The organism is Idiomarina sp. ST10R2A5 (assembly GCF_051842325.1).
GTDB lineage: Bacteria > Pseudomonadota > Gammaproteobacteria > Enterobacterales > Alteromonadaceae > Idiomarina > Idiomarina abyssalis.
Genome location: NZ_JBNIEX010000001.1, coordinates 192,964 through 213,107 on the forward strand (window position 1 = coordinate 192,964; position 20,144 = coordinate 213,107).

General features: G+C 46.8%; 20 protein-coding genes. 13 read left to right on the top strand and 7 right to left on the bottom strand.

All coding sequences use genetic code 11. The annotated features are described in order from the left end of the window. Positions 1-10 precede the first annotated feature (10 nt). From putP to pspF, 7 genes are read right to left on the bottom strand one after another with little or no spacing between them, the layout of a single operon-like run. Positions 11-1,540, bottom strand: coding sequence for a sodium/proline symporter PutP (gene putP / locus ACP7FG_RS00970; RefSeq protein WP_439225252.1), 1,530 nt, complete (start codon positions 1,538-1,540; stop codon positions 11-13). Between the two features lie 24 nt (positions 1,541-1,564). Beyond that, complete coding sequence (locus tag ACP7FG_RS00975) at positions 1,565-2,377, bottom strand: peptide ABC transporter ATP-binding protein (protein WP_224797348.1); 813 nt, start codon at positions 2,375-2,377, stop codon at positions 1,565-1,567. Beyond that, the gene (locus ACP7FG_RS00980) at positions 2,374-3,366 is read right to left on the bottom strand and encodes a peptide ABC transporter ATP-binding protein (protein ID WP_054487993.1); all 993 of its coding nucleotides are present in this window, start codon (positions 3,364-3,366) and stop codon (positions 2,374-2,376) included. Before ACP7FG_RS00980 ends, ACP7FG_RS00975 begins: the two co-directional genes overlap by 4 nt. Next, positions 3,366-4,259 carry an ABC transporter permease subunit gene (locus ACP7FG_RS00985; protein ID WP_224797349.1) on the bottom strand — a complete coding sequence of 298 codons (894 nt, stop codon included), beginning with the start codon at positions 4,257-4,259 and terminating at the stop codon, positions 3,366-3,368. Before ACP7FG_RS00985 ends, ACP7FG_RS00980 begins: the two co-directional genes overlap by 1 nt. After that, positions 4,246-5,274: an ABC transporter permease gene (locus tag ACP7FG_RS00990; protein ID WP_278354652.1), complete on the bottom strand. Its 1,029-nt coding sequence runs from the start codon at positions 5,272-5,274 to the stop codon at positions 4,246-4,248. The genes ACP7FG_RS00985 and ACP7FG_RS00990 overlap by 14 nt, the downstream gene beginning before the upstream one ends. Beyond that, positions 5,271-6,896, bottom strand: a complete 1,626-nt coding sequence (locus ACP7FG_RS00995; RefSeq protein ID WP_439225253.1) for an ABC transporter substrate-binding protein — start codon at positions 6,894-6,896, stop codon at positions 5,271-5,273. Before ACP7FG_RS00995 ends, ACP7FG_RS00990 begins: the two co-directional genes overlap by 4 nt. Next, positions 6,889-7,962 (bottom strand): phage shock protein operon transcriptional activator, encoded by a 1,074-nt coding sequence (gene pspF / locus ACP7FG_RS01000; RefSeq protein WP_224797352.1) that lies wholly within the window; start codon positions 7,960-7,962, stop codon positions 6,889-6,891. Before pspF ends, ACP7FG_RS00995 begins: the two co-directional genes overlap by 8 nt. 190 nt (positions 7,963-8,152) lie before the next feature. On the opposite strand from pspF, the gene pspA reads away from it, so the two are divergent. The 13 genes from pspA to maiA all read left to right on the top strand — a co-directional run bounded on the left by pspA (position 8,153) and on the right by maiA (position 20,119). Then, positions 8,153-8,827 carry a phage shock protein PspA gene (pspA, locus tag ACP7FG_RS01005; protein WP_054487984.1) on the top strand — a complete coding sequence of 225 codons (675 nt, stop codon included), beginning with the start codon at positions 8,153-8,155 and terminating at the stop codon, positions 8,825-8,827. Between the two features lie 15 nt (positions 8,828-8,842). Then, positions 8,843-9,085 carry an envelope stress response membrane protein PspB gene (gene pspB, locus ACP7FG_RS01010; protein ID WP_199493744.1) on the top strand — a complete coding sequence of 81 codons (243 nt, stop codon included), beginning with the start codon at positions 8,843-8,845 and terminating at the stop codon, positions 9,083-9,085. Next, positions 9,082-9,465, top strand: a complete 384-nt coding sequence (gene pspC, locus ACP7FG_RS01015; RefSeq protein ID WP_199493745.1) for an envelope stress response membrane protein PspC — start codon at positions 9,082-9,084, stop codon at positions 9,463-9,465. The genes pspB and pspC overlap by 4 nt, the downstream gene beginning before the upstream one ends. Further along, complete coding sequence (locus ACP7FG_RS01020) at positions 9,462-10,835, top strand: YcjX family protein (RefSeq protein WP_439225254.1); 1,374 nt, start codon at positions 9,462-9,464, stop codon at positions 10,833-10,835. The genes pspC and ACP7FG_RS01020 overlap by 4 nt, the downstream gene beginning before the upstream one ends. Next, positions 10,832-11,815 carry a YcjF family protein gene (locus ACP7FG_RS01025; RefSeq protein ID WP_224797354.1) on the top strand — a complete coding sequence of 328 codons (984 nt, stop codon included), beginning with the start codon at positions 10,832-10,834 and terminating at the stop codon, positions 11,813-11,815. The genes ACP7FG_RS01020 and ACP7FG_RS01025 overlap by 4 nt, the downstream gene beginning before the upstream one ends. Positions 11,816-11,923: 108 nt before the next feature. After that, positions 11,924-13,150 (top strand): trans-sulfuration enzyme family protein, encoded by a 1,227-nt coding sequence (locus ACP7FG_RS01030; protein WP_224797355.1) that lies wholly within the window; start codon positions 11,924-11,926, stop codon positions 13,148-13,150. A gap of 59 nt (positions 13,151-13,209) precedes the next feature. After that, complete coding sequence (phhA, locus tag ACP7FG_RS01035; protein ID WP_054487971.1) at positions 13,210-14,004, top strand: phenylalanine 4-monooxygenase; 795 nt, start codon at positions 13,210-13,212, stop codon at positions 14,002-14,004. A gap of 19 nt (positions 14,005-14,023) precedes the next feature. Beyond that, complete coding sequence (locus ACP7FG_RS01040) at positions 14,024-14,365, top strand: 4a-hydroxytetrahydrobiopterin dehydratase (protein WP_054487969.1); 342 nt, start codon at positions 14,024-14,026, stop codon at positions 14,363-14,365. Positions 14,366-14,481: 116 nt separating this feature from the next. Then, the gene (gene tyrR, locus ACP7FG_RS01045; protein ID WP_199493748.1) at positions 14,482-16,062 is read left to right on the top strand and encodes a transcriptional regulator TyrR; all 1,581 of its coding nucleotides are present in this window, start codon (positions 14,482-14,484) and stop codon (positions 16,060-16,062) included. A 190-nt stretch (positions 16,063-16,252) separates the two neighbouring features. Then, complete coding sequence (hppD, locus tag ACP7FG_RS01050) at positions 16,253-17,326, top strand: 4-hydroxyphenylpyruvate dioxygenase (protein WP_224797356.1); 1,074 nt, start codon at positions 16,253-16,255, stop codon at positions 17,324-17,326. Continuing rightward, positions 17,319-18,449 (top strand): homogentisate 1,2-dioxygenase, encoded by a 1,131-nt coding sequence (locus tag ACP7FG_RS01055; RefSeq protein ID WP_439225255.1) that lies wholly within the window; start codon positions 17,319-17,321, stop codon positions 18,447-18,449. The genes hppD and ACP7FG_RS01055 overlap by 8 nt, the downstream gene beginning before the upstream one ends. Positions 18,450-18,455: 6 nt before the next feature. Beyond that, the gene (locus ACP7FG_RS01060; protein ID WP_439225256.1) at positions 18,456-19,481 is read left to right on the top strand and encodes a fumarylacetoacetate hydrolase family protein; all 1,026 of its coding nucleotides are present in this window, start codon (positions 18,456-18,458) and stop codon (positions 19,479-19,481) included. Continuing rightward, on the top strand, positions 19,481-20,119 hold the full coding sequence (gene maiA / locus ACP7FG_RS01065) for a maleylacetoacetate isomerase (RefSeq protein WP_054487959.1): 639 nt from the start codon (positions 19,481-19,483) through the stop codon (positions 20,117-20,119). Before ACP7FG_RS01060 ends, maiA begins: the two co-directional genes overlap by 1 nt. The last annotated feature ends 25 nt before the right edge of the window (positions 20,120-20,144 follow it).

A 20,144-nucleotide genomic window follows, 5' to 3' on the forward strand; every position in this document is an offset into this window, starting at 1 on the left:
AAAAGCTACTTTAGCCTTTCTTGTCACCATGGTAGTAGTCATCAATGACGCTTTCCATTTCAACAAATTTATCCTGAAGCTCTTGCTCTGGTTCAGCGGTAACTTTGCTGAAGATAATAACTGCCAGAGTTGAGAGGATAAAGCCGGGCACAATTTCATAGACGTACGCTGAAAGGTGCTCGCCGCCAAAGGTTGGTCCGTAAATCCAGAACAGCACTGTGATAGCACCGGCTAACATGCCTGCTAATGCGCCATTACGGTTCATGCGTTTCCAGAAGAGACTCAGAATAACTACGGGGCCGAATGCGGCACCGAAGCCGGCCCAGGCGTTACTGACCAGACTCAAGATGGTGTTTTCCGGGTTCCATGCCAGCCAAATAGCGACTAAAGAAACCGCTAAAACGGACATGCGTCCAACAAAGACAAGTTCTTTATCGCTGGCGTCTTTACGCAGGAATGCTTTGTAAAAGTCTTCTGTTAAAGAGCTTGAGCTAACCAACAATTGTGATGAGATGGTACTCATAATTGCGGCCAGAATAGCTGCCAGCAGGAAACCACCAATTAATGGGTGGAACAAGAACTGCGAGAATATGATGAAGATAGTTTCTGCATCAGGCAGGCTCATTTTGGTTTCTGCCACATAAGCTATGCCGACAAAACCAGTTGCCATGGCACCGATGATAGAAACGGTCATCCAGGAAACACCAATACGGCGAGCCGCTTTTACGTCACTCACTGAACGAATCGCCATAAAGCGTACGATAATATGTGGCTGACCGAAGTAGCCAAGACCCCAGGCCAGAAGCGAAATGATACCCAGTGAGCCTAACATTTCCCCGGTAGCTCCGTCCTTAAAGAAGGCAAGGAAGTCCGGATTTATGTCTCCAACCTGACCAACAACACTGCTGTAGCCACCGAGTTCGGAAAAGGCCACTATAGGCACTAAGACCAAAGCGACAAACATGATACAGCCTTGCACAAAGTCAGTCATACTGACCGCAAGGAAGCCTCCGAACAGTGTATAAGCACAAACAACACCGGCTGTTACCCAGAGGCCTGTGGTGTAGTCCATGCCAAAGGAGCTGTCGAACAGCTTGCCTCCCGCAACCAAGCTGGCAGAGGTGTACAGGGTGAAGAATATAATGATAACGACTGAAGAGAAAATACGCAGCCGACGACCTTTATCATTAAAGCGGTTGGCAAAGTAGTCGGGAATGGTAATAGAGTCGTTAGCGACTTCTGTATAGGTTCTTAGGCGTGGTGCGACAATCACATAGTTAAGATACGCACCGATGACCAGACCCACTGCAATCCACAACTGTGATACGCCAGAGACGTAAATTGCACCGGGTAAGCCCATCAACATCCACCCACTCATGTCGGATGCACCAGCTGACAATGCTGTAACACCAGGTCCTAAACCCCGTCCTCCAAGCATATAGCCTGAAACTGAGTCAGTAGATTTTTTGTAGGCATAAAGCCCAATACCTAGCATGACAATAAAGTACAGCGCTAGTGATATCAGAGTACCTGTTTCCACATTAAACTCCTGTTTTTTTTAGTTTTAGTCAGCGATCTTAGCGCTTCTGTCGCTGTTATATTGAATGTTCTGTTTCAAGTGCTCGTGCAGCAACTGTTGAACATAAGGTTGCTGCGTGTCTTCTAGTACTATGTCTGTTTTATCAAACGCGATCATTTTACCACGATATAAAATTAAGATCTTATCAGCAATGTGTTTCACGATTTGCGGCGAATGTGTCACTAAAATGTAAGATATACCCATATCTTTCTGAAGATCGAGCATTAGGTTAATGATTTGAGCTCTAACTGATGGGTCAAGTGCAACCAAGGCTTCATCGGCAACGACAATTTGTGGTTCAAGAATAATAGCCCGGGCAATGCATACTCTCTGTTTCTGGCCACTAGAAAGCATATGAGGATAAAACTCCCAATGCTCTCTCAGCATTCCAACACGCTGTAAAGTTACGTTGACCCTTTCCCGGCGCTCAGCAGGACTAAGCTCCGTATTGAATAACAAAGGCTCTTCCAACTGCTTACCTATGGTGAGGTGAGCGTTCAGTGAGTTTTCGCTGTCCTGAAAAATCATGCGAATATTGTTGCATAACTGAGAGTAGTTCTTGCTATGAACCTTTTGACCATTAAGCCAAATTTCTCCGCTGCTGGCGGTCGCAACGCCACCGATAATTTGCGCAAGAGTGGATTTCCCCGAACCTGTCTCGCCCATAACAGCCAGTATTTCGCCAGCTTCAAGCGTAAATGAGAGTGGTTCTATCGCAACCGACTTGGGCGACCAGGGCCAGCCTTTACGCGAACGAAAGGTCTTACCCAAATTGCGCACTTCGAGTAAATGACTCATGGCGTTGTATCCAGTAACGGAAAGTGACAATGAAAGACACGTTGCCGCTCATGGGTTGCTACAGGTGCTTTTACACAGGTTTTTTGCGCGTATGGGCATCTTGGTCCTAAGCGGCAACCAATGGGCATATGGCGCAGCGTTGGAATAGTACCTGGTAAGGTCGGTAGCCGAGCTTTATGAGGAAGCTGCTGTTGCGTTTGTAACGACATGCGAATCATAGAGTCGGTGTAAGGGTGCGCAGGCTCTGACAATACTTCATTTGCCGGACCGGTTTCCATTAACTGACCACAGTAGAGCATTGTTAGCCGCTTAGTTTCCGGCAAAATTGATGCTACGTCCTGTGAAATAAGTACGACAGACATCTGCTGACTGACAGCCAGCCGGGCAATCAAACGATGAATCTGCAGTCGTGTCGATGGCTCCATGGCAGTGGTTGGCTCATCAGCAATGAGTAGACGGGGGCGGTGAGCTATAGCGATGGCGATACTCACTTTCTGTGCAATGCCCTGAGACAATTCGAAAGGGTAACTGTCCATAATTGATTCATGGTCGCGAATACCAACTCGATGCAATAGCCTTTTTACCCGAGTTTTACGATCTACTCTGCGGCGCATAAAGGTGCCGCGCACATCGCCTTGTGGAATGGCCTCAATAATTTGTTGTTCAACCGTGCTGTTAGGGTCAAGATAGGCGTTAGGATCCTGAAAAATCATTGCCATGTCGCGACCAGTGATATGGCGACGTTGCTTAGGTGTCATTGCCAGCAAATCCTGACCGTTCCACCAGAGTCTGTCTGCAGTAACTTGCCAGTTCGGATTAATAAAGCCGACAATCGCTTTAGCCAGCAAGCTTTTACCTGAGCCAGATTCGCCCACTATGCTGTGTATTTCGCCTTCGCTGAGTTGCAGGTTGACCTTATCGAGCACGCGAACAACACCTTGTGGTGTTTGCATTTCAACCGTCAAATTGCGGATATCGAGTAACTGCATTAGCTGTTAACCCTTTCTTTTAACGCACGACGTAAACTGTCTCCGACGATATTAATAGCCATTATCGTAATAAACAGGGTAACGCCCGGTAACACCATTGACCAGGGTGATAAATAAACTTCGTCCAGGCTCCGCGCCAACATGCTTCCCCACTCTGGAGTAGGGGCCTGAATACCCAGACCAAGAAAGCTAAGCGCAGCAATATCCATAATAGCAACAGAAAGAGACACCGTTAACTGCATGACCAGTGTTGGCGTAACATTGGGTAAGATAACCCGATAAAGCAAATAAGCCTTTGAACAACCATTTAGCCGTGAAGCTGTTACGTAGTCTTTATGCCACTCTTCGTGAACAGCATTGCGCGTGACAAAAATGAACTGTGGAATGAGCGACAGTGTTATAGCAAAGGCAACGTTGTTAAAACCGGTGCCGAGAATAGCAATAATGATAAGAGCCATCAAAAAGGATGGGATAGATAGCAGAGTATCAAATAATCGCGACAGACTTTGATACTTGATGGTGCGATCAATGCCCGCAAGTGCGCCAATACTCATTCCTATTAATGACGATACAGCAACCATAAGTATGGGAAGGCCAAGGCTGTATAACCCGCCTATCAGAAGCCTTGAAAGCATGTCGCGACCAAGATCATCCGTACCGAATAAATACTTCATATTACCGCTTTCAACCCATGAGGGTGGTAGTGCGATAGCGTCAGAAAATTGAGCTGAAGTGTTAAACGGCGCCAGCAGTGGCGACAAAATAACCACGAGAATCATTGCTAATAAAACATAAAGCGCTGCCATGGATAAAAATCGGGTCTGATAGCTTTTCCAGACCAGTTGCAGCGGAGACGGTGTTTCGTCGTGATGATAGAGGTTAATCTGTGGCATTTTGTTCATGCCTCACTATTGGAAAGCGCCAGCCGTGGTAAAGCTCAACCAGCAGGTTGAATAGTAAAATCACGAAAGCGAACATAAGTACTGCAGCCTGAATAATAGGGTAGTCGCGTTCAAATATACTGCGGATAAGCCAATTCCCCATTCCGGGCCAGTTAAAAATCGACTCGACAACAATGCTGTTCGTTAGCAGTAAACTAAAAAGTAGTGTGGTTTGTTGCAATACCGACTGCACGGCGTTGGGAATAGCGTGCTTTATTAACACGCGCCATTCGCTTAAACCACGGGCTCTGGCCGCTTTGACAAAAGGTTTCTGCAGCATTTCCTGAGTTGCGTTTCGCATAAGTCTGAGTAGCAACATCATAGGCATAATGGCCAATATCAGCACCGGCAAAACAATATGGTTTAAAGCGTCCTGAAGTGCTTCAGCTTTATACTCTGACTGACTAAGGAATACATCGATTAGAATAGAGCCTGTTTGTGGTTCTACGCCATATAGTGGATTAATTTGGCCCGTAATGGGAAACCAGCCCAGCTTTATAGCGAACAGTAAGATCAAGAGCTGTGCCAGCCAGAATACCGGAATAGAGTAGCCCATCATTGCCAGGCTTATTACTGCCTTGTCTGAGCGTTGTCTGAAGCGGGTCGCTGCAAACACGCCCAAAGGTAAACCAAAGATGACTGCAACCAATAACGCCAGAATAACCAGCTCCATTGACGCCATAAAATGCTGGAGACCGTCAGCAAACACTGGTGTGCTATTACTTAACGACAGCCCCCAGTCACCTGCGAACAAGTGGCGTAAGTAATGCAGATACTGCGCGGCAATGTTTTCGTCTCCGGCACGTAACTCCATCACTAATGAATAATTGTTCTGGAAGGTACGAACACCGGTCATATTGGTTATCGGGTCACCCGGAAACAGGTAATTAAGACTGAAGCTAAAAACTGTCAATAAAAAAACGGCAATAATAAAAACACTTAAGCGGCCAACAAGATAGCGAGTCATTGCGATTGCTCCTGTACAGGCTTTTTAGTCGCAAGGCGAAAGTTAATGCCGCCATAAGGAGGCAACTCGACACCGCTAATACTTTTTTGTTGTGCCTGAAAACGTTTTGAATGAGCAATTGGCAGTAAAGGCTGTTGTTGATTCAACAAGTGCTGCGCTGACTGATATAAAGCTTTGCGCTCCTCTGGGTTTGTAGTTGCAATGGCACTGTATAGAAGTTGGTCAAAACCGATATGGCACCAGTTAGCCCGATTGCCACCGGTCGCTACTGCGGCACAACTCAGCAGGGGCCGGAAAAAGTTATCAGGATCGGCATTATCGGCATACCAGCCTATAAGTACTGTATCGTGCTCCCCCCGAGAGAGGCGTCGCCGAAAGGTATTCCATTCGTATGAAACAATGCGCGCAGATACGCCTATTTGAGCTAAATCCGATTGCATCAACTCCGCCATTCTACGGGCATTGGGGTTGTAGACTCTCTGCACGGGCATAGCCCAAATCGTAATGTCCAGGCTGGAGTGACCTGCTTCCTGTAACAGGCGTCTGGCTTTTTCCGGATCGTATTGATATTGAATGCCCCGGTCATCGTATGCCCAGGATGTAGGCGGCAATATCGACTGCGCCAGCTCTGCGTTGCCGTAATAAATTGTCTGAATAATGGCTTCGCGGTTAATCGCGTGACTTAAAGCCTGACGAACGAGAGGATCATCAAAGGGTTCTTTTTGCGTGTTAAAAGCCCAAAATGAAACGTTAGGACTGACCTCATTGGTGACCATGAGTTGCTCCCGGTTAAGAGCTTTTAACTCGCTTACCAATGGGTAAGGAATGATGTCACATTCGCCGGTAACTAATTTCAGCATGCGTTTATTGGCGTTGGGGGTAATGGAGTACACCAAGTGCTTAATACCTGGCCCTTCACGCCAGTAGTTAGGGTGACGTGAGTAGCGAATTAAGACATCTTTTCGGTAACTTTCAAAACGATAAGGGCCGGTCCCTATCGGTAAGCTGTCAATTTGCTCTGGTCGTTCCGCGACTAAAAGCTTCTGTGCGTACTCGGCGGATAAAACGATAGCGAAGTCTGTTGCTAAATTTGCCAGGAATGAGCTGTCGGCATTGTTAAGTACAATATCGACTGTCATTTCGTCAATCTTCACGACTTTATTGATGAGTTGATCGAGGCCGGTAGCACTGAAAAACGGATAGCTTCCGCCGACATGATGGTAAAGACTGGTTTCATCGAGCCAACGGTTAAAACTAAATTGAACATCTTCAGCGGTTAATTCTCTGGTTGGTTCAAAATAGTCAGTTTTATGAAACTGAACGCCTTCACGTAAATAAAATCGGTAGCGTGTTCCATTGTCTAAAGTTTCCCAGCGCTTTGCTAATGCCGGTACAAACTTTTGCTGCTTGGCATCGTAGTCTATTAGGCGGTCGTATAACTGAGCTGCCGTAGCATCTACTGTTGTTCCGGAAGTGATGAGCTGCGGATTAAAGGTATCCGGGTTTCCTTCTGAGCAGTAAATAATGCCGTCAGCCAGAGGCGCGGGCTCTGGCTCTTCCGACTGGCAACCCGATACCAGTGCGGCCGCAATAATAGCGACGTTGGCGTACGCTTTAATCATTAGCTGCAGAAGCCCCTTCCAATAACTGGTACTTTTTTAAGTAACCACGTAATTGATGATATGTCAGTCCGAGAAAACTTGCTGTCTTCTTTTGGTTAAACTGACATAAACGTAAGGCTTGTGACAAGACTTCAGTTTCATACTCCTGAGACTTCAGCTTAAAGTCGATGGGTTGCTCTGGGTTCAACTTAGGCAGGTCGTTCGATCCGTTATTGTCCTGAGGCGCTATTTCGCTGACCACCGGCTCCTGTGCCGCAGTTTTCGTGACTGAAGTTTTAGGGCGGAACGGACTATTAAACGGATCAATAATAATATCGTGAATAGGGACATGCCCATTGCCCAGTCGGTACAGGCTACGCTCGACGGTATTCTTTAATTCCCTTACGTTACCGGGCCAGTGGTATTCCATTAATGTTTTTCGGGCTTTTTCTGAAAAACCGCTAAACAGTTCAAGCTCCATTTCTCTGGCCATTGAAATCGCAAAATGCTCAGCAAGTAACATAATGTCGTCGCGTCTTTCACGTAAGGGTGGCAGGGTGATGACATCAAAAGCGAGGCGGTCAAGCAAATCTGAGCGGAATTTACCACTGGCAGCAAGTGAAGGAAGGTCTTCATTTGTAGCGGCTATCAGGCGCGTATCCACTTTAACCGGGTGGCGTCCGCCGACTCGTTCGAACTCTCCATACTCAATAACGCGCAGGAGTTTCTCTTGTACTCGTAATGAAGTATTTGCCAGCTCGTCAAGAAACAACGAGCCGCCGTCGGCGCGTTCAAAGCGGCCTTCGTGTTTTTTAGCGGCCCCGGTGAATGCGCCGGCTTCGTGCCCGAACAGTTCACTGTCTAACAGGTTTTCATTAAGCGCAGCACAGTTAAGTGTAATGTATTGTTGTTGCCAACGTCTGGAAAGATAATGACAGCGCGAGGCGATAAGCTCTTTCCCGGTGCCGCGCTCTCCAATAATAAGGACAGGTTTATCGAGAGGCGCAATTTGCGAAACTTGTTCCAGTACGTCGGAAAAACTATTGGACTGGCCAATGAGGTTGTCGGGTTTTCGCTCAGGGCGCATGTCGAATGCCTTATATTATAGTTATTTTTGCTAATTATTAGTTTATTTTACGAACTGGCGCAAGTGAAAAATGTTCGTAAAATCAAAAAAACTTTTATAAAACAGCTTGTTAAAAAATAAATAAAAGTTGGCTTGATACTTGAATAATAAATTACCGAATCGTTTATTAAACCAGTATGAGGTAATTATTATGGGTATTTTTTCACGTTTTAGCGATATCGTGAACTCCAATATCAATTCTTTATTGGATAAAGCTGAAGATCCGCAGAAAATGGTGCGCCTGATCATTCAGGAAATGGAAGATACTTTAGTTGAAGTACGCTCAACATCTGCACGTTTGTTGGCTGAAAAGAAAGACATTCAGCGTCAGCAGCAGCGTATGGAAAACGAAGTTCAGGAATGGGAAAACAAAGCTGAACTGGCGTTAACTAAAGAGCGTGAAGATTTAGCACGCCAGGCTTTAGTTGAAAAGCAAAAAGCACAGCAAGGCGTTGATGCGCTGCAGCAGGAAATGGATCGTGTTAACGAAAGCCTGGATAAGCTGAATGATGAAATTGGTCAGCTTCAGGAAAAACTGGCCGATGCTAAGTCTCGTCAAAAAACCATTTTAATGCGCCAGAAAACTGCGAGCAGCCGCTTACAGGTTAAGCAACAGGTTGATAGTGGTAAAGTCGATGATGCAATGCAGCGTTTTGACCGGTATGAAGCGAAGATTGATGATTTAGAAGCTCAGGTCGAGTCCTACGATATGGGTAAGCGGACATTGCGTGATGAGTTTGCAGAGCTGGAAAACGAGAGTAAAGTGAATGACGAGTTGGAAGCTTTACGCGCTCGTATGAGCTCAAAAACAAAACAAGACTCTTAAAGCAGGCTGAACAAAATGGATATTGAAGCAATTTTAGGGATGTTTATGGCGCCGATCATTCTGTTTGTTCTGGTGGTCGCGCCCATCTGGATCATCCTTCATTATCGCAGTAAGCGGCAAATGAACCAGGGGTTGAATGAGGAAGAAAGGGAATCCTTGGCGTTACTGGCCGATCAGGCGAAACGCATCCGGGAGCGTGTACAGACACTGGAACGCATTTTGGATGCTGACGCTCCGGGTTGGAGGAACAGACAATGAGTGTGCAATTACCGAAACGTGAACTACGTCGTGACTCAGAAAGAGGAAAAATTGCCGGTGTTTGCGCCGGGCTGGGGGAATACCTGAATTTAGAACCCTGGTTGGTGCGCGTTGTATTTTTTACCGGCTTAATTTTTTCCAGCGGATTCTTCTTTGTTCTTTATATGGCAGGTTGGCTGATTCTGGATAAAAAGCCCGCGAATGGCATACGTCATAATGTCGATGTGAAGACAAAAGTATGGCAGGGCGGAGAGCCGCCAAGAGATGCTTTTCGTGACATTAAACGTGAGTTTGATGAGCTGGAAGAGCAGTTGCAATCAATGGAAAAATACGTAACCTCGAATCACTATAATCTTCAACGAGAATTCAATCGTCTGTGAGCCGTTTTCAGAAGTTTAAACACCAAACCCGCGACGCTATTCATCGCGGGTTTGATCGTCATATCCGTCTTGCTGTAACAGGTCTAAGTGGTGCCGGTAAAACCGCTTTAATTACAGGAATTTTAGAGCAGCTGCTCTACGCCAACGAGACTCAGCAACTGCCGTACTTTAAGGTGAAACAGCAACAGCGGCTTAATGGCTGTCGTTTACATACCAGCAGCAACTGGCAGGTTTCCCGTTTCGATTATGAGGGCGCTATTAATTGTTTAACCGGAGAAACCCCAAAGTGGCCTCAGTCAACCCGCGACGTTAGCGAAATACGGGTAGAAGTAAAATATCAGCCGCGAAGTGGTCTTGCTGGGCGGGTTTTGGATACGCGCCGATTAACCTTAGACTTAATTGACTACCCGGGTGAATGGTTACTCGATTTACCCTTATTGCAACTGAGCTATGATGAATGGAGCCAGCAACAGCAACGGTTGCTGAGCGCGGAGCTACGCCATAAACTGGCCAGTGAGTGGCTGGAAAAAGTTAACTCAATGGCAAATGAGGCATCGGAAGACAGTGCTGAGAAGCAGCTACGCGAGTTAGCGGCCGACTATCGTGCCTTCTTGCGTCAGTGCAGGAGTCGAAAATTATTACTGTTACAGCCCGGGCGGATGGTGTTACCGGGTGAGCTTGAAGGAGCTCCGGCTCTTGAATTCTTCCCCTGGCCCTTGTCCCGCCCAGTACCTGATGTCTGGGCAAAACGACTGCAGGAAAAATACCGCTATTATCAACAACACGTTATTACACCGTTTTACCAAAAGTACTTTAAGTATTTTAATCGACAGGTTGTATTGGTTGATGTGCTGCAGGCGCTACAAAATGGTGAACACCATTTTGCCGAGCTGCAACTGGCTATCAATGAGCTGATGAAGAGCTTCTCTTATGGCAATAACAGCTTGCTGAAACGATTGTTTTCACCCGTGATTGATAAAGTGGCTCTGGTTGCCACTAAAGCTGACAGCATAGCTCCGCAAGACCATCAAAAACTGACTAATCTATTACGATTGATGACACAAAAGCAGCGTCAGGAGCTTCAGTTCGACCAAATTCCGCATCAGGTATTTAGTGTTGCCGGCATTGCGACCAGTCAAATTAAGAAACTGAGTGACGGAACTACGGTGCTTGACGGTATTAATGAACAGCGAGAGTTTGTGCGGGTGGGGGCTCCGGAGATGCCGGACGCTATACCAACCGGAGCAGACTGGCGACGGGGTTATGTTTATCCGCAATTTTATCCTGGCTTCACCGTGCAAGACTCGCCGTTGCCACATATTCGTCTCGATCAGCTACTTGAATACGTTTTAGGAGATAAACTGAAGTGAGTGACTCGCGCAAGCTAACTTATTATTCGGTGGAAGAACCGGCAGTTGAAGTCTCAGAAAGCAGTAATGTGCCAGAGGGATTAAAGCCAGAGCCGACAGCAGGCACAGTTGACCGCAAACACGGCCGTTGGGGTAAGTGGCTGGCAGTTGGTGTGGTTTTTGCGTTGTCAGCCGCCTTAATTGAAGCGGTATTGATGGTTCTTGAGCGGCTGCAGCAGAATGTTTTTTTAGGCAGTTTATGGGCTGTTGGCTTTGGCGTTATTGCTTTGGCATTTTTAAGTTTTATTGTGCGGGAAGTTTGGTTGTTACAGCGCTTGAAGCGGCGTTGGAAAAAGCAATCTGTTGAACCGGAACCTGAGCAACAGCTGCAATTGTTGCAACATCCCGATTTAGAGCACCGCTGGCAGCAAATCAAGCAGCCGTATTGGTCCGCAGATGAAGAGCGTGAGCGATTTGAAGTCGATATTCTAAGCCGGGTTGATCAGCAGGCGACCCGGGTTATCAGCCGCTGGTCAGCTGAAGCTGCAGCTATGGTGGCTGTTAGTCCCTTTGCTTTACTGGATATGTTGATTGTGATGTGGCGTAACCAGCGCATGATATCGCGTATTGCTGAACTTTACGGCGTAAAACTGGGTTACTGGGCCCGTATTCGTTTATGGCGTCAGGTATTCGCAAATATTGCTTACGCCGGGCTCAGTGAAGTTGCCGTTGACCTGGGTGCGCAGTGGGTAAGTGCAGAGCTGTTAACACGCTTGTCTACCCGGGCAGGACAAGGGCTCGGTGCTGGTTTGCTCACAGCTCGCCTGGGATACCAGGTCATTGAACTCTGTCGGCCGATGCCTTTTGTTAAAGTAAAAAAGCCAGGCTACCTTAAATTACAAAAGGACTTACTGAGCCAGTTAAAGAGTGTTTTGCCTTTTATCTATAAGTCTCGTCAGGCAAAGGCTAAAGCTGCTTCAGAGCGGAAAGTGGAAAATTAGCGTTACAGTTTTTTCAAGTTTTGACGCAGCGCAAAGATTGCCAATTAAGGTAAGCTCGTTGCACTCTGTTGCTCGTTAACAAATTTCTGACAAACGAGCCAAAAACGCATGTCCTCTGATGTAAAAACACATAATAATAATTGGCAGCCAGCGACTCAGGTTATTCACGCGGGTGCAGCGTACGATGACCCTCATGGGGCGTTAACCTCACCGCTTTATCAAACGTCCACGTTTAAGTTTTCTTCTGCCGAGCAGGGCACTCGCCGTTTTGCAGGCGAAGAAGAAGGTTATATTTACAGCCGTTTAGGCAACCCTACAACAGCAGAGCTTGAACGCCGCATGGCAACGCTTGAAGGTTATGAGGCAGCGGCAGCTGCTGCGACCGGAATGGGCGCTATTGCCGCCGCCACTATGGCTTTTGTGCGCAGCGGTGATCATATTGTGGTATCTGATGCCATTTACGGCTGCAGCTTCGCATTGTTCAGCGAGCTGTTTGAACGCTTTGGGGTCGAAGCCGACTTTATTGATTTAAACAACGAAGGCCTGTTAAAAGAAACTTTGCGTGAAAATACCCGCTTAGTATTCCTGGAAACTCCGGCTAACCCTCACCTGAAAGTGGTTGATATCGAAAAAGTTCATGCGGTAATCGCTGATTTAGACATTCGGCTGGTGGTTGATAATACGTTTATGACGCCGCTGATGCAGCAGCCCAAAAGACATGGTGCAGATATTGTTGTGCATAGTGCCACCAAATTTCTTAACGGGCATGGTGATGTGGTTGCCGGCATTATTTGTGGCAGTGACGAAGACATTAGCACCATTAAAAGTACGACGTTAAAAGACATGGGGGCAACTATCAGCCCGCATGACGCCTGGCTCATACTTCGGGGCCTGAAAACTCTGGATGTGCGTATGCAGCGTCACTGTGAAAACGCTGACGCGGTTTACCAGTTTCTGGCAGCACGCAACGATATTAAAAAGATTTACTACCCGGGAGCGCCGGATCACGAAGCACAACCCTTAATGGGTAAGCAAATGAGCAGTCACGGCGCGGTTATTGCGTTTGAACTGGAAGGTGATGAAACAAAAGCGCGTTATTTTCTGGATCAACTGCAGATGATTACTCTGGCAGTCAGTCTGGGGGATGCCGAAACTTTGATTCAGCACCCGGCGTCCATGACTCATTCGCCTTACACGCCAGAAGCACGGGCTAAAGCGGGTATTTCAGATACATTGATTCGAATTGCCGTTGGCTTAGAGGCGGCGGACGATATTATCGCAGATCTTGAACAAGCGTTGGAAGCGTGCCGTGTGCAATGGATGCAATCTGCGTAATCTGAACTAATAATAACAACAACGATCTAACACTAATGAGGAAGCAACAAGGCTGAATTATGGGTAAACAAAGTCAATACGTATCAAAGCAACCGGACGAAAACGGTATTATTCACTGGAGCGACGAAGAGAACGGTATCTGGAAAGATCTCGTTGAACGTCAGTTGGAATGCATACCAGGAAAAGCTTGCGATGAGTATATGAAGGGACTGGAATTACTCGACCTGCCGAAGGATCGCTTGCCACAGATGCATGAAATTAATGAAGTACTGGAGAGAGAGACCGGCTGGCAAGTTGCAGCAGTTCCAGCGTTAATTCCATTTGACGAGTTTTTTCGCTTACTGGCAAACAAGCAGTTTCCGGTAGCAACCTTTATTCGCACACGGGAAGAGTTTGATTACTTGCAGGAACCGGATATTTTTCACGAAATATTCGGACACTGCCCGCTATTAACCAACCCGGCGTTTGCGCATTTTACTCACCAATACGGTAAATTGGGTTATGCAGCTACACCTAAAGAACGGGTCTATCTGGCTCGTCTGTACTGGTTTACCGTAGAGTTTGGTTTATTGAAAACCGAAGAGGGTATCCGAATTTATGGCGGCGGTATTTTATCGTCACCTGCGGAAACGGAATATGCCGTTAATAGTGATACGCCAGAGCGCAAACCGCTAAAAGCGTTGGATGCACTGCGTACACCGTACCGAATTGATATCATTCAACCTATCTACTACACCATAGAGAGTGTGGACGAGCTGTTTAAGATATCCGACATGGATATTATGGCGTTGGTTCATGAGGCTATGGAGCTTGGGTTGTTTGAGCCGAAATTTCCACCAAAAGATGCAGCTTAAGGCAAAGGAGTAATAAATAATGTCAAACTTGGAAAATGCACGTTGTGAAGCGTGTCATGCAGACGCACCGCAAGTGAGCGATGAAGAACTGAAAGAGTTGATGCGTGAGATACCAGACTGGACTCCGGTAACAAAAGACAACGTTATGATGCTGCAGCGCGAGTTTAAGTTTAAGAACTTTAAACAGGCGTTGGCTTTTACTAACCGAGTTGGTGACATTGCTGAGGAAGAAAAACATCATCCTGAGCTAATCACTGAATGGGGTAAAGTAACGGTTACCTGGTGGACTCACGCCATCAACGGTTTGCATAAAAATGACTTTATTATGGCAGCAAAAACCGACAGCGTGCTTGACGCATAACTCACTTTTGTCGGTGAATGACATAAAACCCCGGTCTGTTGGCCGGGGTTTTTGTTTTTTAAGCGTGAACAATAGTGTATTATTTGCTTTACATTTAGTTCGATGCAGTAGGGTTTATGCGACTTGAGATAACGTGTGATGACCGTCTGGGTATCTGCCAGGACGTTCTGCAAATCTTGCGAGACCACGAGATTGATTTACGTGGTATTGAGGTCGATCCTAAAGGAAAAATCTTCCTGAACTTTCCTGAATTAGCTTTCGATGACTTTCGGCATTTAATGCCCCAAATTCGTCGCATCCCTAATGTCATTGATGTGAAAACCATTCCTTATATGCCGTTTGAACGCGAGCACTATGAGTTCAGCTTGTTGTTGAGCACGTTACCTGATCCGGTGCTGTCCATTGATAGCAAAGGCTGTATAGACATCATTAATGATGCCGGACTGCGGCTACTGGCTGGCCACGAAGACAGTCTTAAGGGCGAACCACTAATGCAGTATGTACACGGTATCTCTTTGCAGCGGTGGTTGGACAAAAAGCCTCAGGACCCTATTTATGAAGCGGTTACTATTGGTAACTCGGAATACTATGCTCAGCTTTTACCTATCTGGGTCAATGACGAGGAAGGCAGCACCGCGTTTGCGGGGGCGGTAATGACCTGTAAGTCAGAACCCGTAACAGCAAGCTGGCAGAGTCAGAGTAACGAAAAAGCCTTTGAACGCTTGCTGACGGACAACAGCACAATGAAACGGGTGATTAAAGACGCTCAGCGCATGGCTGAGCTGGATGCACCACTTTTGATTGAAGGTGAGACCGGAGTTGGCAAAGAGCTGCTGGCAAAAGCTTGCCATCTGGCCAGTCCGCGTAAAGACAAACCATTTTTGGCGATAAACTGTGCAGCGTTACCGGATAATGTTGCAGAGAGTGAACTCTTTGGTCATGGTGAAGGTAGCCTGAGTGCTCAAAGTACTCGTAAAACTGGCGTTTTAGAGCAGTCCGCCGGCGGTACTGTGTTATTGGACTCGGTTAGTGAGATGTCTATTGGCCTGCAGGCTAAGCTACTGCGTTTTTTAGAAGACGGCGTTTTTCGGCGCATCGGGGAAGAGCAGGAAGTGAGTGTCGATGTGCGGGTCATTTGCACAGCTCAGGGAAATCTCTATGAGTTGGTTGAAAGCGGTGAGTTTCGTGAAGACTTGTATTATCGACTCAATGTATTAGCGCTCAATGTTCCACCATTGCGTGAACGTAAAAGTGATATTTTGTTGTTGGCGGAGCATTTCGTTACCCAGGCCTGCAAGAAGCTCGGGCGAAGCCAGGTGAGCTTAAGCCGGGCAGCAAAAGAGCGGCTCAAGCGTTATCAGTGGCCAGGTAATGTTCGCCAACTGGAAAATACCATGTTTCGTTCTGTCTCAATGATAGAAGGCTACACGCTGGAGCCCGCCGATATACGTTTGCCCGAATTAAATCAGGAAGACGACCAGTTAGCATTAGACATTGATGATATGAGCCTGGATGATGCAGTACGCCGTTTTGAAAGCCACGTACTGCGCCGTTTATACCCCAGCTTTCCGAGTACCCGCCAATTGGCGAAACGTCTAGGGCTCTCACATACTGCCGTTGCGAATAAACTGCGTGATTATGGCATTGGAAAGCAGCGTAGCGGACGCGCTCGTAAAGCAGAACGGACAAAAAACTAGATTTGTAAATTTAACTTTACGACTTAACAAGGCTGCACCTTGATCCAGAGCAAGTGTGCAGACTGTACAGTAAACTTTACGTTCTGGTCATAAATTCCCCGCTCAGTTATCTTTTTCTCTTATTCGCCTTTTTCCCTCATGTACCGCTACAGTCATGTTGTTAACAACCGAATAATAAGAGGAAGTAACCATGACAGATAAGATGATTAATCCGTTAAACACAGACGGTTTTGAATTCGTTGAGTATACCGCTCCGGATCAAAAAGGCATTGATGCGTTAAAAGACTTGTTCGACAAGCTGGGTTTCACTGAAGTGGCTAAGCACAAAAGCAAACAGGCCTGGTTGTACAAACAGAACGACATTAATTTCATCATTAACGCTGAGCCGGGCGGACAGGCTGAAGAGTTTGCTAAAGACCACGGCCCGAGTGTCTGCGGTATGGCATGGCGTGTTAAAGACGCTGACCACGCGTTAAAGCACTCTCTTGATAACGGCGCCAAAGCTTTCCCAGCTGATAAAGGTGTTGTTGAAGGTGTACCGGCGGTGTTTGGTATTGGCGAAAGTGCGTTGTATTTTGTCGATAACTACGAAAACCATGAAATTTATAACCAGCATTTCGATTTCTATGAAAGCTGGGAAGCGAAAATGAATGATCACGCAGCCGGGTTGTTCGAAATAGACCATCTGACGCATAACGTATTCCGTGGAAACATGGATACTTGGGCGGGTTTCTATGAGCGCATTGGTAACTTCCGCGAAATTCGCTATTTCGACATTGAAGGTAAGCTGACAGGCTTGTTAAGCCGCGCTATGACAGCGCCTTGCGGTAAAATCCGCATTCCAATTAACGAATCTCACGACGACAAATCGCAAATTGAAGAATACTTAAAAGAGTACAAAGGTGAAGGCATTCAGCACATTGCTTTAACCAGTGACAATATCTACAAAACCGTAAAAGATCTGCGTTCCATTGGTATGGATTTCATGGACACACCTGAAACCTACTACGAGAAAGTTAATGAGCGCGTTGAAGGGCATCAGGAAGACTTAGACGCACTGCGTGAACAGCGCATTTTAATTGACGGTGCGCCAATGAAAGACGGCATCTTACTTCAAATATTTACTCAAACCGTCATTGGTCCGGTGTTCTTTGAAATTATTCAGCGTAAAGGCAACGAAGGATTCGGCGAAGGTAACTTCAAAGCGTTATTCGAAAGCATTGAAGAAGACCAGATCCGCCGGGGAGTGTTAAGCGATGCGTAAATGGATCAGCTTTCCGAAACAGGTGGGCAAGTCGTCTCGACAAGCTCACGCTGATTTTCCGGAGCAGGCCATTTATGAACGTGAAGCTGGCCGTAGTGGCTTTTTTGGCCCGGCCACGCATTTTCACCATCAGCATGCTCCGACCGGCTGGTCGGAGTGGCGTGGGCCCTTGCGTCCACGGGCGTTTGACTTTAATAAGTTAGAAGCCATAGCTCCGGAAAATCCCTGGTTAACGCCTGACTTACTGCACAATAGTAACTGTCGTTTTCGTTTGTGGCATTGCCACAGCAAAATGGATTATTTAGTGCGTAATGCCGATGGCGATGACTTACTCTTTGTGCATGAAGGTAGCGGTCATTTACATTGCGACTACGGCCACATTCACTTAGTGAAAGGGGACTACTTCTTAATTCCCCGTTCTACTAACTGGCGTCTGGAACCTGATGAGACCATGCAGTTGTTGATGATTGAAGCAACCAATGGCTCTTATAGCTTGCCGGAAAAAGGTCTGGTCGGTAATCATGCCATTTTTGACCCTGCGGTTCTGGATACGCCGGATATTGATGAGGCGTTTCAGGCGCAATACAGCGAAGAGCAGTGGCAGGTGTATGTAAAACGCCATCAGCAGGTATCGGTTATTACGTACCCTTATAACCCGCTGGATGCGATAGGCTGGCACGGTGAGTTAGCTCCGGTTCGTTTGAATTGGCGTGATATCCGGCCGTTAATGAGCCATCGTTATCATTTGCCGCCGTCGGCACACACGACTTTTGTTGCTGATCGTTTTGTGGTTTGTACCTTTGTTCCGCGTCCTATTGAGTCAGACCCGGGCGCATTGAAGGTGCCTTTCTACCACAACAATGACGATTACGATGAAGTGCTTTTTTATCATGAAGGTGACTTTTTCAGCCGTGATAATATCGATCGCGGTATGGTAACCTTTCATCCGGCAGGCTTTACTCATGGCCCACACCCGAAAGCGTTTAAAGCCGGGCGTGAGCATAAAAAGAAATTCACTGACGAAGTTGCGGTCATGCTCGACACCCGCGATGCCTTGCAAGCAAGTAACGAGGCTATGGCGGTTGAGAACCCAGACTACGTTTACAGTTGGCAGGAGAAATAACAACTTATGAAACTCGCCACATATAGAAATGGTACACGTGACGGCCAGTTAATGGTGGTCAGCAAAAATTTAAATTCAGCAGTAGCGGTTCCGGCCATTGCATCTTGCATGCAAGAGCTGCTGGACGACTGGGACGGTATTGCACCCAAGCTTGAGAAAATTTATCAGCAATTGAATGACAGTGATGTTGATGGCAGCGTCCAGTTCGATGAAGCTTTATGTGAATCGCCTTTACCTCGTGCGTATCAGTGGGCCGACGGTAGTGCCTATGTGAACCATGTTGAATTGGTTCGCCGTGCACGTGGCGCTGAAATGCCACCAAGCTTCTGGGAAGACCCTTTGATGTACCAGGGCGGCTCTGATGACTTTTTAGCGCCGTACGACGACATTGAAATGGGCAGCACCGACTGGGGTATCGACTTTGAAGGCGAAGTTGCCATTATTACTGATGATGTCCCTATGGGCGTTGATGCTAAAACCGCAGGGCAGCACATTAAGCTGTTGATGCTGGTTAACGATGTATCATTGCGCGGTCTTATTCCAGGCGAACTGGGTAAAGGTTTTGGCTTTTTCCAGAGTAAACCATCGTCAGCTTTCTCACCGGTAGCGGTAACACCCGATGAACTGGGTGATGCCTGGAAAGCGAATAAAGTCCACTTACCGTTATTGTCAGAGTACAACGGTAAGGCCTTTGGTAAGCCTAACGCTGGCGAAGATATGACTTTTGATTTCGGTCAGTTAGTTGCTCATGCTGCGAAGACACGTCACTTAGGTGCCGGAGCTATCATTGGTTCAGGAACCGTCTCAAATAAACAAGGGACTGATCACGGTACGTCCATCGATGAAGGTGGCGTAGGTTATAGCTGCATTGCCGAAGTGCGCATGATTGAAACCATTCGTGATGGCAAGCCGGCAACTCAGTTTATGCAATTTGGCGACACCATTAAAATTGAAATGAAAGATGATGGTGATCAGTCAATATTCGGCACCATTAATCAGAAAGTTGTTCAATACGAAGGTCCTCAAAAGTGATGAAACTCTACGGCTACTGGCGCTCAAGCGCCAGTTACCGGGTTCGTACTGCTTTAAACCTGAAGGGCTTATCCTACGAGTATGAACCGGTACATTTAGTAAAAGATGGCGGGCAACAGCACAGTGAGGCTTATCGAAAGCTTAATCCAGCGCGGTTGGTTCCTACCTTTATCGATGGCGATGTTAAGTTAAACCAGTCCTTAGCCATTATTGAGTATCTGGAAGAGTGTTACCCACAAAACCCATTATTACCGTCGGCTCCCGCTGATAAAGCCAGAGTCAGAGCCCTGGCTTATGATTTAGCCTGCGAGTTGCAACCTGTTACCAATTTACGGGTGTTACAGTATTTAACCGGTGAGTTGAATTGCAGCGATAAACAACGCTCAGAATGGATAGCAAACTGGGTAGAAAAAAGTTTTACCGCATTTGAACAGCGGCTGACCGAGTATGCAGGTGATTATTGCTATGGTAATTCGGTAACATTGGCTGATATCTGTTTGATACCTCAGGTATACAATGCACAACGCTTTAATTTGGATTTGTCTTCTTATCCAACCTTAATGGCGGTGCATGAACGTTTGCAAGCGCTTGACGCGGTGCAACAGGCTCGGCCTGAAAATCAAGCGGATGCACAATAATCCAGCGGATCCTAAAAAGGAAAAA

Bases quoted from the DNA above. Each gene is read 5' to 3' on its own strand.
- ACP7FG_RS00975 (WP_224797348.1), bottom strand. From the start codon at position 2,377: ATGAGTCATTTACTCGAAGTGCGCAATTTGGGTAAGACCTTTCGTTCG.
- ACP7FG_RS00980 (WP_054487993.1), bottom strand. From the start codon at position 3,366: ATGCAGTTACTCGATATCCGCAATTTGACGGTTGAAATGCAAACACCA.
- ACP7FG_RS00985 (WP_224797349.1), bottom strand. From the start codon at position 4,259: ATGCCACAGATTAACCTCTATCATCACGACGAAACACCGTCTCCGCTG.
- ACP7FG_RS00990 (WP_278354652.1), bottom strand. From the start codon at position 5,274: ATGACTCGCTATCTTGTTGGCCGCTTAAGTGTTTTTATTATTGCCGTT.
- ACP7FG_RS00995 (WP_439225253.1), bottom strand. From the start codon at position 6,896: ATGATTAAAGCGTACGCCAACGTCGCTATTATTGCGGCCGCACTGGTA.
- pspF (WP_224797352.1), bottom strand. From the start codon at position 7,962: ATGCGCCCTGAGCGAAAACCCGACAACCTCATTGGCCAGTCCAATAGT.
- pspA (WP_054487984.1), top strand. From the start codon at position 8,153: ATGGGTATTTTTTCACGTTTTAGCGATATCGTGAACTCCAATATCAAT.
- pspB (WP_199493744.1), top strand. From the start codon at position 8,843: ATGGATATTGAAGCAATTTTAGGGATGTTTATGGCGCCGATCATTCTG.
- pspC (WP_199493745.1), top strand. From the start codon at position 9,082: ATGAGTGTGCAATTACCGAAACGTGAACTACGTCGTGACTCAGAAAGA.
- ACP7FG_RS01030 (WP_224797355.1), top strand. From the start codon at position 11,924: ATGTCCTCTGATGTAAAAACACATAATAATAATTGGCAGCCAGCGACT.
- phhA (WP_054487971.1), top strand. From the start codon at position 13,210: ATGGGTAAACAAAGTCAATACGTATCAAAGCAACCGGACGAAAACGGT.
- ACP7FG_RS01040 (WP_054487969.1), top strand. From the start codon at position 14,024: ATGTCAAACTTGGAAAATGCACGTTGTGAAGCGTGTCATGCAGACGCA.
- tyrR (WP_199493748.1), top strand. From the start codon at position 14,482: ATGCGACTTGAGATAACGTGTGATGACCGTCTGGGTATCTGCCAGGAC.
- hppD (WP_224797356.1), top strand. From the start codon at position 16,253: ATGACAGATAAGATGATTAATCCGTTAAACACAGACGGTTTTGAATTC.
- ACP7FG_RS01055 (WP_439225255.1), top strand. From the start codon at position 17,319: ATGCGTAAATGGATCAGCTTTCCGAAACAGGTGGGCAAGTCGTCTCGA.
- ACP7FG_RS01060 (WP_439225256.1), top strand. From the start codon at position 18,456: ATGAAACTCGCCACATATAGAAATGGTACACGTGACGGCCAGTTAATG.
- maiA (WP_054487959.1), top strand. From the start codon at position 19,481: ATGAAACTCTACGGCTACTGGCGCTCAAGCGCCAGTTACCGGGTTCGT.